The following is an 11127-nucleotide window of genomic DNA, read 5'->3' as shown; positions in this document are numbered from 1 at the left end:
GGCAAGGTCCACAACGCAGCACTCATCGCCTGCGCCAGGAAGCTCCTCATTTACGCCAATACTGTCGTACAGCGCGGCACGCCATGGATCGAAAACGCCTCAATGCAGCCGGAACACGCCATCCACGGCACGCAGCTCGGCCGGCTTGATCAGCTTGGAGTGCGCGACGGTGACCGAATGGAGGGGACCGTCGAGCTTTTCCTGCCAGAAGGCCAGGAAATCCTTCAGCGCCGGGAATTTCGGAAACATGTCGTAGTTCTGCCAGACGTAGGTCTGGAGCAGCGAAGGATGATCCGGCATCCGGTAGAGGATCTGCGCCGTCGTCAGCCCGTAACCTAAAAGCTGTTTCCGGAAGTCCTCGGAAACGCCCCCACTCCGTACGCCCATGCCAACCTCCTTTGCAGGAGCGCATTCAAGGGGCGGCCTGGTCGGTGTGCGCCTGACGAGCCACCCGGTACTGATGCGCTCACATGAGAGAAATGTGACGCAAACTGACAACCCATCTCAAGCCCAAAAGTTTAACAAGCTGTTGAAATTCAATGCGTTAGCAGCAGAGGCGGCACCGTGCTAATACGGGCCCGGCCTCGGTTAACGATGGAAAAGAGATTCTGGCAGTCCGCGCTTCCGGGTGCTGATTTTTCTGCTAGAAGCCCTTGCTCCCACAAAATTCCTGTCCTATTTCAGCTTCGCTCGTGCTAGCACTCGCGAGCATCGACTGCTAACATCCCTTGAAACATCAATCTGAGCAAATGCTTAGGAGGACTGCATGAAATTCCGTCCGCTTCACGACCGCGTCGTGGTCAAGCGCATCGACGCAGAAGAGAAGACCGCTGGCGGCATCATCATTCCCGACACGGCCAAGGAAAAGCCCTCGCAGGGCGAAGTCGTCGCCGTCGGCCCCGGTGGCCGCGACGAAGCCGGCAAGCTGATCCCGATCGACCTGAAGGTCGGCGACCGCGTGCTGTTCGGCAAGTGGTCCGGCACTGAAGTCAAGATCGACAGCCAAGATCTGCTGATCATGAAGGAAAGCGACATCATGGGCGTTCTCGACGTCCCCGCTTCCAAGAAGAAGGCGGCCTAAGAGCCTCTCTTTCCCTCCAGTCAAACATTATCCAAGGAAAATTCCAGATGGCAGCCAAAGAAGTCAAATTCTCGGTTGAAGCGCGCGACAAGATGCTGCGCGGCGTCGACGTTCTCGCCAACGCGGTGAAGGTCACGCTCGGCCCGAAGGGCCGCAACGTCGTGCTCGACAAGTCGTTCGGCGCTCCCCGCATCACCAAGGACGGCGTCACCGTCGCCAAGGAGATCGAGCTCGAGGACAAGTTCGAGAACATGGGCGCGCAGATGGTGCGCGAAGTCGCCTCCAAGTCCGCTGACGCGGCCGGCGACGGCACCACCACCGCCACCGTGCTGGCCCAGGCGATCGTGAAGGAAGGCGCCAAGTCGGTCGCCGCCGGCATGAACCCGATGGACCTGAAGCGCGGTATCGACCTCGCGGTCGAAGCCGTGGTTGCGGACCTCCAGAAGAACTCCAAGAAGGTCACCTCGAACGACGAGATCGCCCAGGTCGGCACCATCTCGGCGAACGGCGACCAGGAGATCGGCAAGTTCCTCTCCGACGCCATGAAGAAAGTCGGCAACGAGGGTGTCATCACCGTCGAGGAAGCCAAGTCGCTCGAGACCGAGCTCGACGTCGTCGAGGGCATGCAGTTCGACCGCGGCTACATCTCGCCCTACTTCGTCACCAACGCCGACAAGATGCGCGTTGAGATGGACGACGCCTACATCCTCATCAACGAGAAGAAGCTCTCCTCGCTGAACGAGCTGCTGCCGCTGCTCGAGGCCGTGGTGCAGACCGGCAAGCCGCTGGTCATCGTCGCCGAGGACGTCGAAGGCGAAGCCCTCGCGACCCTGGTCGTGAACCGCCTGCGCGGCGGCCTGAAGGTCGCGGCCGTCAAGGCTCCGGGCTTCGGCGATCGCCGCAAGGCCATGCTGCAGGACATCGCGATCCTGACCGGCGGCCAGGCGATCTCGGAAGATCTCGGCATCAAGCTCGAGAACGTCACGCTCAACATGCTCGGTCGCGCCAAGAAGGTGATGATCGACAAGGAGAACACCACGATCGTCAACGGCGCCGGCAAGAAGGCCGACATCGAGGCGCGCGTGGCCCAGATCAAGGCGCAGATCGAGGAGACCACCTCGGACTACGACCGTGAGAAGCTCCAGGAGCGTCTTGCCAAGCTCGCGGGCGGCGTCGCGGTGATCCGCGTCGGCGGCGCGACCGAGGTCGAGGTGAAGGAGCGCAAGGATCGCGTTGATGACGCGATGCATGCGACCCGCGCGGCTGTGGAAGAAGGCATCGTCCCGGGCGGCGGCGTCGCCCTGCTCCGTGCCTCCGAGCAGCTCAAGGGCCTGCGCACCAAGAACGACGACCAGAAGACCGGCGTCGAGATCGTGCGCAAGGCGCTGTCGGCTCCCGCCCGCCAGATCGCGATCAACGCCGGTGAAGACGGCTCGGTGATCGTCGGCAAGATCCTGGAGAACAAGGCCTACAATTACGGCTTCGACTCCCAGACCGGCGAATATGCCGACCTCGTCAAGAAGGGCATCATCGACCCGACCAAGGTGGTCCGTACCGCGATCCAGAACGCTGCCTCGGTTGCGGCCCTGCTGATCACCACGGAAGCCATGGTCGCCGAGCTGCCCAAGAAGGGCGGCGCCGGCCCCGCGATGCCCCCGGGCGGCGGCATGGGCGGCATGGACTTCTAAAGTCCAACCACCTCTAAAGAACTACGAAACCCCGGCAGCGATGCCGGGGTTTTTGTTTGGGACGGACGTTCTCGCGGAACGGCGGCTCGTAGCCCGGATGGAGCGAAGCGCAATCCGGGACATCTCGTGCGACGCAGGCAGCCTTCCCGGATTACGCTTGTGCTCCATCCGGGCTACGAACCTCCGTCATTCCGAGCCTCACTCCACCTTCCCCAACCGCTCCATGCGCGGCTCGCCATCTTCGTCGAGCGACCAGAAGATCCGCGTCAACTTGCCGACGAGATTGTCCATCGGCACGAAACCGAACGCCGACATCATGCGGCTGTCGGTGGAATTGTCGCGGTTGTCGCCGAGCACGAAGAAATGGCCCGGCGGCACCGTGAAGACGCTGGTGTTGTCGAGGAAAGCGTTGTCGAGGCAGTCGTTGGTGACATAGGACGCGCCGCTCGGCAGCGTCTCGCGCCAACGCTTGACCCTGACGCCGCCATCCCCACCGCAGGCGTTGTCGGCGAGCCCGTCCTCGAGCGCGACGCGCGTCACTGGCCGGTCGTTGAGGATGAGCTGGCCCTGCCGCATCTGGATGCGGTCGCCGGGCAGCCCGACCACGCGTTTGACGTAGTCGGCCGAGGTATCCTTCGGCGTACGAAACACGACGATGTCGCCGTATTCCGGGTCGGCGGCGAAGACGCGGCCCGAGATCCCGGATGGCGCGAAGGGAAAGGAGTAGCGGCCGTAGCCATAGGCATATTTCGCGGCGAAGACGTAGTCACCGACCATCAGCGTCGGCGCCATCGAATTGGAGGGGATGCTGAACGGCTGATAGAGGACGAAGCGAAACAGGATCAGCGGGGACCACAGCACCGGGACCAGCAGGATCAGGATGATGATCACCTTCCACTCCCGCGATCGCGCCGTCGGCGGCCGGATGGTGTCCTGAAGAATCGTCATGCGCCTGCCCTGATCAAACCCATAGTCATCGCGAGATTACGCAACCTTCGCGCGCGCGCAATCCCACTTCCGTGATTTTGGTCGCACAGGCGCGACTCCGCGTTCATTGCAAGCGACGAGTGTGAAGGGCCGCCCGTGGGCGGCCCTTCGGTTTTACGTACTCTCGGGCGCCTTGAGGCGCACGAGCCGGGTCAGGAGAGCATCGAGGCCCTCGCCGTTGCCGGCGTGGAGATCGATGCGGCCGACCTTCTCGACCAGCCGCTCCAGCGACTCCAGCTCCTTGAGCCGCAGCAGCAGGGGGTTCTCCTCCATCAGGCGGGCGGTGTTCAGAAGCGAACGCGTCGCCGCGGTCTCCTCCTGGCGGCGGATCAGGTTCGCCTTGGCGACCCGCTCCGCCTCCACCACCTTGTTCACCAGCTCCCGGATCTCGCCGGGCAGGATCACGTCCTTGACGCCGAGCTCGGTCACCTCGACACCGGACTCCGCGACGCGTGCGCGGACATAGTCGCGCAGCTCCGCATCCAGCGCCGCCTTCGCGGACAGCACCTCGTCCAGCGTCCGGCCCGCAACCGCCTCCCGGATCGCGAACTGCACCAGGCGGTACAGCCACGCATCCACGTCGGGCACGGTCGCAACCGCCCGCTCGGGATCGACCACCTTACGGAACGCCGTCAGCGTCACCCGCAGCGCGATGCGATCCTTGGTCAGCATCTCCTGCGCGGTGATCTCGACCGCCTGGGGCCGCAGGTCGAGGCGCTTCACCTCGATCTTGCGGCCGACGGTCCAGAAGGCGTGCCGGCCGGGCACGAGCCGCTCCACGAGCCGGCCCTCGACATAGAGCAGGCCCGCCTCGTGGTTCTCGACCACCGTCTCCGACGTCACGGCCGAGCGGTTACGCTCGATCATGGCCAGATGGCGCGCGCCAACCCTGACATCGCTGGACACATCGATGCGCTCGACATCGACGCTCGTTGCGACCTTCCAGTAGACGCGCACCTGCCAGGGCGTCATCAGATGCACGGGCCGGCCGTCGAGGCTGACGATGGCGATCTCGTCCGCCCTGGTCTCGACCGCCTCGAACAGCTCGGCGGCCAGATCAGGCCGTGCGGCCTTCAGCACCGCGTAGCGATCCGCAGAGAATTCGCTGCGGACCACATCGAGCACCTCGGCCTTGAGCTCGTGCAGGGGATCGAACAGACGGTGCCTGCCGGGCGCGAGCACGCGCACGAGCTGCCCGTTGCGCGTCAGCAACGCCCGCTCGCCATCCTTGACCGTCACGTTCAGCATCAGCAAATGCCAGCCCTTGTTCGAAGTCATGGCACGCCTCCATCGTTTTGCGTCCGGCCGGATGCCGGACAACAGGTTTCGTTTGCAAAGGATTTGAGGACGCGGACGACGCTTCCTGAGGGATCGACGGGCCGAGGCTTGAGCTCGCATGACGACGGGCGCACGCGCGCGATCGCGCGACGGATGTCGCGCGGCCGAGCGGAGCCACCCGGCATCAACGCAAGCGGTATCTACCCGCGGCGCAAAGCCGGTCTCACAGTGTCTAGGTTCGGACGGAAAGCCTTGCGGCAAAACGGCCGGACTGCGACTGAAGCGCGCGTCCGGTCCTCGTCAGAGGTGTCAGTTTTTCAGGCTGACCCGTAGCGCTGGAGCGGGATTCGAACCCGCGTCACGATGATTAAACGTCATCTGCTCTACCACTGAGCTATCCTTTGGTTGGTACAAGAAATCGGAATCGAACCGATGCCTCCGGGTTTTACTCCGGCGCTCTCCATGAGCTACATCCTGCGTCTTCATTCGGCGGAACACGAGACCGGAGACCGGATCGCGCCAGCCGGGATCTCAGAGAGCCCGGACACATGGCCTAGCGAAGGAGCGGGCTAATAGACGAGGCACGTTCGGGTTGCAAGGGGGCAGTTCAGGATTTTTCGTCGCACCATGCGCACTGTGACGCGATGATCACAGCGCGTCGTGACGTCAGGGGCGCGCGATGTCCTGGAAACACGCCCTCACCCAGTCGATCGTCACGCGTGTCGCCGGATCGCGCTTGAGGTGGTTCTGCACCAGCAGCCAGACGTCGCGCCGCCTCGGCAGCAGCGTCGCGCGCAGGCTGCGGTCGGCGAGCAGGCCTTCGCAGCTGTGTTCGGGCAACACGCCGACGGCCTGATGCGACTGGATCATGGTCCTGATGATGCGGACGTTGTCGGTGATGCAGCGAACGTTCGTCAGCCGCTTCGCGCGCAAGAACTGCTGTTCGGGAATGGTGTCGAGCTCATCGGGATAGATGCAGGCGACCGGCTCGCCGCCGGCGCGGTCGGCGGGCTCGAAGAAATACAGCCTGACATCGCCGAGCTTGGAGATGGTGAAGTCGCCCTTCTCCGGCTTGCGCAGGCGAATGGCGAGGTCGGCCTGCCAGCGCGAGAATTTGACGTTGCCGCTGGACGTCAGGAATTGCAGGGTCAGGCCGGGATGATCGCGCAGGAAGCTGCTCGCATGCGGCGCCAACAACTCTTCGGCGACCGCGTTGGTCGAGGCGATGCGCAGGCGGCCGACCGGGCCGGGCTGGCTCTCCTTGATGCGGTCGATCGCCGCGACATGGGCGGCCATCGCGCCGACATGCTCGAGCACCGCCTCGCAATGGCGCGTCGGACGGCGCTGGCCGTCCACGGCATCGAACAGCAGCACCCCGAGATCGCGCTGAATGCGTGCGAGCCGGCGGCCGACGGTGGTCTCGTCGATGCGCAGCCGCGCGCTGGCGCCGGCATAGGTGCCCTCGTCCCTCACCGCGGCAATGATGCGCAGATCGTCCCAGTTCATCCGGGCGAGCCTAGCAGGCGATGCCGTGCCCTGCAAATTTGCAGCCGTAAGCTGCAATAGTCCTGCACAATGGCAGGCCCATGGTACGCTAATGTGACGCCATCCGATCTCCCTGGAAGGCCTGACCAGCATGACCGCTCCCAAGACCCTGCTCGAACTCGCCGGCGCCGATCTCAATCCGCCGAAGCTCAACGAGGCCTGCCTCGTGCTGATCGACATCCAGAACGAATATTGCGCCGGCCCGTTGGCCCTTCCCGATGCACAGCCGGCGATAGCCGCGGCGGCGCGCCTGCTGGCGCGGGCACGGGAGAGCGGCGCTGCGATCATCCATGTCGCGCACAAGGGCCGCGCCGGCGGCCTGTTCGACCGCGAGGCGGCGCGCGGCGCGATCGTCGATCGCCTGACGCCGCAAGCAGGCGAGCCCGTGGTCGAGAAAGCGCTGCCGAACTCATTCGCCGGCACCGATCTGCAAGCCCGGCTTGCCGCGACCGGATGCAAGAACATCGTGCTGGCCGGCTTCATGACCCACATGTGCATCTCCTCGACCGCCCGCGCCGCGCTCGATCTCGGCCTGCGAACGACGATCGCGGCCGATGCCTGCGCCACTCGCGACCTGCCGGACGGCCGCGGCGGCACACTGGACGCCCGGACGATTCACGAGGTCGCGCTGGCCGAGCTCTCGGACCGCTTCGCGATCATCGCGCGCAGCGATGCGCTGAATTGACGGAGCATCCGATGCTGCTCTATTTCTTTCCGATGGCCTGCTCGCTCTCGAGTCGCATCGCGCTGATGGAGGCCGGTATCGAGGCGCAGTATCACCTTGCCCATATCTGGACCAAGCAGGTCGTGGACGACGGCAGCGATTTCCTCGGCGTGTCGCCGAAGGGCGCGGTGCCGGTCCTAGTGCTGGAGAACGGCGAACGGCTGACCGAGAGCGCGGCGGTGCTGCAATACATCGCCGACGTGAAGCCCGAGCGCGGCCTTGCGCCGCTGCCTGGCGACGTTGATCGCTATCGCCTGCAGGAATGGCTGAGCTTCATCGGCGCCGAGATCCACAAGGCGTTCCTGTTTCCGACCTTCTGGTACAAGGACGACGGCTCGCTCGCCAAGCCGCGCGCCAGAATCGCGCAGACATTGTCGGTGCCGTCGGCGCATCTGGCGGAGCGCGAATTCCTCGTCGGTGACAGCTTCACCGTCGCGGATGCCCACCTCACCTGGGCCTTGCTGCTGCTCCGTCCCGCCGGCGTCGACATCGCGCAATGGCCGCCCTTGTCAGCCTATCTCGGGCGCATGCAGGCGCGGCCGGCCGTGCGGGAAGCGATTGCGACCGAGATGGCCCTGCGCAAAGCGATGGCAGCGTGATCGGACGCCACGGTCGCGAAATCTGAGCGTTTTCCCAGCGAGGGCATTGAAGTCGGCGCGGCATGCGCTAATCTGGAGGGATATTTTTCGATATTTTCTTGGAAGGCATTCATGCGTGCTCTTTCCAGATTGTGCTCATCTTTATTTTGCCTGGGCCTCCTCGCCGGCTGGCTGTCTCCCGACACTGCATCTGCGGACACGCGGGTGGCACTGGTGATCGGCAACGGCGCTTATGCTTCGACGGCGCAACTTCCCAACCCGTCACACGATGCCGAGGACGTCGCGGCCTCGCTCAAGCGCAGCGGCTTCGAGGTGCTCCAGGGCATCGATCTGCGCCAGGCCGACATGCAGGACCTGACCATCCGCTTCGCGCGCGCCGCGAGCAGAGCTGACGTCGCCATATTCTATTACAGCGGCCATGCGATGCAGTACAACGGCGTGAACTATCTGATGCCTGTCGACGCCACGCTCACCGATGAGGCCGACCTCAAGCGTTTCGTGCGGGTCGACGACATCGTGAACGATCTGCAGCAAGCCAAGAACCTTCGCATCCTGGTGCTCGATTCCTGCCGCGACAATCCGCTGGCGGAAACTCTCAAACGCTCAGCGACGCGGGCCGCCTCGATCGGGCGCGGCCTGTCGAAGGTCGAAGCGCCGCGCGGCACGATCGTGTCGTTCTCGACGCAATCGGGGCAGACCGCGGCGGACGGCGTCGGCCGCAACAGCCCCTACACGACCGCGTTCCTCAAGCACATCGAAGAGCCGCAGGAGATCGGCGATGTGTTTCGCGACATCAGCAGCGACGTCTATGATGCCAGCGGCAAGACGCAGCTTCCGGAGCTGTCGCTGTCGATCATCGGCAAGTTCTATCTGAACGGGCCGGTCTCGGTCACGATCGCACCAGGGGCTCCGCAAGTCGCGCCGCGGGCCGACCCTTGCGCATCCGCGGAGGCGCACTGGAAGGCTGCCGACACCATCGGCACCGTCAGCGCCTTTGAGGACCATCTGACGCGATTTTCCAGTTGCAGCTTCGCCAGTCTCGCCAAGGCGCGGATCGAGGGCCTGAAGCAAAAGGTGGCGCTGGCGCCTGCGACCAACACCCGCGCCGGCGGCAGCAAGGACTTCGACGGCAGCTGGGACGTGACGCTGAACTGCCCGGCTTCCGGCAAGGCGCAGGGCTTCACCAGGCCCCTCGCCGGCACCGTGACCAACGGTGTGTTTCACGCCGAGGCTCAGAGCAAGGACGGCGTCAACCGCCTGGAGATCGACGGCCAGATCCCGGCCGACGGCAAGACGACGTTGAGCGCGCGCGGCACAACAGGGGCAAGCGCGTACACCCTCAACAACCTTGCGCCCGGCTCGCCTTACGCCTTTACGGTCGACGCGCAGTTCGATCGCACCCGCGGCAGCGGCAAGCGCAACGAGGCGCGCGCCTGCAACCTGGTTTTCGTCAAACGCTGATCGTGCAGAAAGCGTGAGACGCGCTGCGCCTCACTCCACCCGCGCCAGCACCGCGAGCTTGCGGATGCCCTTGTTGCGGTAGGCGTCAAGGAACGCGTAATAGTCCTTGAACGACACGCAGCCGTTGGAATCGCCGTTCGGTCCGAGCATGTAAGTGTGCGCGAGCAAACCGTCGCGGCCGTAGATCGCGCTCTCGCCGCCGATGGGGGTCAGGCGCAGCGCGGGCACGCCGTGGAACAGCGCCTCGCGCGGCTTCAGCGTGTAGATGTGCGGCGGCGTCACGCCGCGCATGCGGGTGCGCTGCGAGCGCGGATCGTCGAGACTGGAGCCGAGGCCGGAATGCGCCTCGAGCTTGGTGCCGTCGGGCAGATACACCGTCTTGGCAGTGATGTCGTAGACCGCGGTGTCACGCTCATAGGGCGGCGCGCCGCCGAACATCGGGTTCTGCTCCTTCGGCGCGATGGAGGCGGTCACGCTGGCATCGGCCGAGGCGTAGGCCAGCAGCCCGCCGGACGGCTCGCGCTTGCCCCAGAGTTTTTCGACCATCGACTGCCGCGGACCGGTGATCGACATCACCGCGGCCTTGGCGCGATCGGCGAACGACTTCTTCGCTTCCGGTGCCGGCACGATCTGGGCCGGATCGGCCGAGGCGAGCTGCATCTGGGCATCCGGCGCGCGCTTGGCCTTGTCCCCGGTCTTGTCGGCGGTCTTCTCAGCAATTTTGGCCGGGGCCGACGGCTTCAATGCTTCCGCGACCTTCGCGATCACGCTCTGCTTCGGCGCGTCCTTGGCCACCGCAACCTGGGTCGCCGGCGCCGCGCTGGCCGCGTTCGATGCCACGCCTTGGGTCGCAGCGGCAGCAAAGCGCTCGTTGAACATCTCGCGCGAGATCGGGGCGGCGACCTGCAACCGGTCCGGCAGGAGCGCAAAAGCTTCCTTGATGGCGTCGCCAGCCTCGCGCAGCGCTACCTTGGGCGCACGCTTGATCACCGGCTCGTCGTAGCCAATGCCGCCGACGGTCGGATAGACGCTCGCGCCGAAGACGTTGCTGTAGATGGTCCAGCCGGCGCCCATCACGACGCAGCCGATAGCCGCGGCGCCAAGCCAATTGGTCGTGGTCATTTTCCGGGAAGACTTCCGAAGAGAATTCTTGGACTTCCGTGCCGCGTTACTATGCGCAGCGATACTCGTACTCATTCGCCTTGCGTCCAGGACGGTGTCACTCAGTCCCCCTTCAAAGTGCCGCTGGTCACGATCCGGAACCAGCATCTCGCAGAGGGTCGGAGCGTCATTAAGGCGACTTTTAGTTAAATGCGGATTAAGTTCGGGCAGATGTGCGGCGACTCGTTAAGGCTGTCTCATTCTGAGAAAAAAGCCCGCAGAACTACGGACTTAGGCGCGTCTGTTAACCATAATTCTCGGCCGGTTCGGCGCATTCAGCGGACCTCTCCGGCCGCCTCTCTAGGGCCACCCAACCAAGTCGTTTTCGTGGCTTTCGATACCCGGAAGATAGCGGGGAAACGTTGCGCGGGGCTGGTCCCACTGGCCTTCCCGCCGGCACGTGGGTGATACGAGAACGGCGGGCAAGATCACGCACCTCACACAGCGAGCTCGGACCGCTCACACGGCGACCGCGCCCTGACCGAAAGTTGATCGCACCGCTCTGGAAAAGGCCGAGCCAAGAAAATAGCTGGTAGAGCGGCACTTTTCAGCAGCCTCTGCGTGTGATACGGTACCGTATCAACATCGCCTTGAATTGTGCCG

At 64.5% G+C, this 11127-nt stretch carries 10 protein-coding genes and 2 tRNA genes; 5 read left to right on the top strand and 7 right to left on the bottom strand.

Annotated elements, in window-relative coordinates:
* Window positions 1–99: 99 nt before the first annotated feature.
* Window positions 100–387, bottom strand: coding sequence for an usg protein (locus tag GGD66_RS37035; protein ID WP_028141201.1), 288 nt, complete (start codon window positions 385–387; stop codon window positions 100–102).
* Window positions 388–766: 379 nt separating this feature from the next.
* Here GGD66_RS37035 and GGD66_RS37030 point away from each other — a divergent pair, with 379 nt between their 5' ends.
* Entirely contained in the window at window positions 767–1081 is a 315-nt protein-coding gene (locus GGD66_RS37030; protein WP_018322058.1) for a co-chaperone GroES, read from the top strand.
* 47 nt (window positions 1082–1128) lie between these two features.
* Window positions 1129–2769: a chaperonin GroEL gene (gene groL / locus GGD66_RS37025; RefSeq protein WP_092259181.1), complete on the top strand. Its 1641-nt coding sequence runs from the start codon at window positions 1129–1131 to the stop codon at window positions 2767–2769.
* A 198-nt stretch (window positions 2770–2967) separates the two neighbouring features.
* Here the strand turns inward: groL and lepB are convergent, their stop codons facing one another.
* The 5 genes from lepB to GGD66_RS37000 all read right to left on the bottom strand — a co-directional run bounded on the left by lepB (window position 2968) and on the right by GGD66_RS37000 (window position 6540).
* The gene (lepB, locus tag GGD66_RS37020) at window positions 2968–3717 is read right to left on the bottom strand and encodes a signal peptidase I (RefSeq protein ID WP_183261592.1); all 750 of its coding nucleotides are present in this window, start codon (window positions 3715–3717) and stop codon (window positions 2968–2970) included.
* 153 nt (window positions 3718–3870) lie between these two features.
* A complete protein-coding gene (locus GGD66_RS37015; protein WP_183261591.1) occupies window positions 3871–5034 on the bottom strand; it encodes a slipin family protein in 1164 nt (387 codons plus the stop codon).
* A gap of 333 nt (window positions 5035–5367) precedes the next feature.
* Window positions 5368–5433, bottom strand: a tRNA-Lys gene (locus tag GGD66_RS37010).
* 7 nt (window positions 5434–5440) lie between these two features.
* Window positions 5441–5512, bottom strand: a tRNA-OTHER gene (locus tag GGD66_RS37005).
* Between the two features lie 188 nt (window positions 5513–5700).
* The gene (locus GGD66_RS37000) at window positions 5701–6540 is read right to left on the bottom strand and encodes a LysR family transcriptional regulator (RefSeq protein WP_183261590.1); all 840 of its coding nucleotides are present in this window, start codon (window positions 6538–6540) and stop codon (window positions 5701–5703) included.
* Window positions 6541–6670: 130 nt separating this feature from the next.
* Here GGD66_RS37000 and GGD66_RS36995 point away from each other — a divergent pair, with 130 nt between their 5' ends.
* The 3 genes from GGD66_RS36995 (at window position 6671) to GGD66_RS36985 (ending at window position 9363) form a co-directional block, all read left to right on the top strand.
* Window positions 6671–7264 carry a cysteine hydrolase family protein gene (locus tag GGD66_RS36995; RefSeq protein WP_183261589.1) on the top strand — a complete coding sequence of 198 codons (594 nt, stop codon included), beginning with the start codon at window positions 6671–6673 and terminating at the stop codon, window positions 7262–7264.
* An 11-nt stretch (window positions 7265–7275) separates the two neighbouring features.
* A complete protein-coding gene (locus tag GGD66_RS36990) occupies window positions 7276–7902 on the top strand; it encodes a glutathione binding-like protein (RefSeq protein ID WP_183261588.1) in 627 nt (208 codons plus the stop codon).
* A gap of 111 nt (window positions 7903–8013) precedes the next feature.
* Window positions 8014–9363 (top strand): caspase family protein, encoded by a 1350-nt coding sequence (locus tag GGD66_RS36985; RefSeq protein WP_183261587.1) that lies wholly within the window; start codon window positions 8014–8016, stop codon window positions 9361–9363.
* 30 nt (window positions 9364–9393) lie between these two features.
* Here GGD66_RS36985 and GGD66_RS36980 read toward each other — a convergent pair whose 3' ends face one another.
* On the bottom strand, window positions 9394–10485 hold the full coding sequence (locus GGD66_RS36980; protein WP_018316502.1) for a DUF2778 domain-containing protein: 1092 nt from the start codon (window positions 10483–10485) through the stop codon (window positions 9394–9396).
* Between the last annotated feature and the right edge of the window lie 642 nt (window positions 10486–11127).

The organism is Bradyrhizobium sp. CIR48 (genome assembly GCF_014198315.1).
GTDB lineage: Bacteria > Pseudomonadota > Alphaproteobacteria > Rhizobiales > Xanthobacteraceae > Bradyrhizobium.
This window is presented reverse-complemented; position numbering and strand designations above follow the sequence as displayed.

What these genes read in the sequence shown, in the direction of transcription:
- GGD66_RS36980 (WP_018316502.1), bottom strand. Translation starts at nt 10,485, where the DNA reads ATGACCACGACCAATTGGCTTGGCGCCGCGGCTATCGGCTGCGTCGTG.
- groL (WP_092259181.1), top strand. Translation starts at nt 1,129, where the DNA reads ATGGCAGCCAAAGAAGTCAAATTCTCGGTTGAAGCGCGCGACAAGATG.
- GGD66_RS37000 (WP_183261590.1), bottom strand. Translation starts at nt 6,540, where the DNA reads ATGAACTGGGACGATCTGCGCATCATTGCCGCGGTGAGGGACGAGGGC.
- GGD66_RS36995 (WP_183261589.1), top strand. Translation starts at nt 6,671, where the DNA reads ATGACCGCTCCCAAGACCCTGCTCGAACTCGCCGGCGCCGATCTCAAT.
- GGD66_RS36985 (WP_183261587.1), top strand. Translation starts at nt 8,014, where the DNA reads ATGCGTGCTCTTTCCAGATTGTGCTCATCTTTATTTTGCCTGGGCCTC.
- lepB (WP_183261592.1), bottom strand. Translation starts at nt 3,717, where the DNA reads ATGACGATTCTTCAGGACACCATCCGGCCGCCGACGGCGCGATCGCGG.
- GGD66_RS37030 (WP_018322058.1), top strand. Translation starts at nt 767, where the DNA reads ATGAAATTCCGTCCGCTTCACGACCGCGTCGTGGTCAAGCGCATCGAC.
- GGD66_RS37015 (WP_183261591.1), bottom strand. Translation starts at nt 5,034, where the DNA reads ATGACTTCGAACAAGGGCTGGCATTTGCTGATGCTGAACGTGACGGTC.
- GGD66_RS37035 (WP_028141201.1), bottom strand. Translation starts at nt 387, where the DNA reads ATGGGCGTACGGAGTGGGGGCGTTTCCGAGGACTTCCGGAAACAGCTT.
- GGD66_RS36990 (WP_183261588.1), top strand. Translation starts at nt 7,276, where the DNA reads ATGCTGCTCTATTTCTTTCCGATGGCCTGCTCGCTCTCGAGTCGCATC.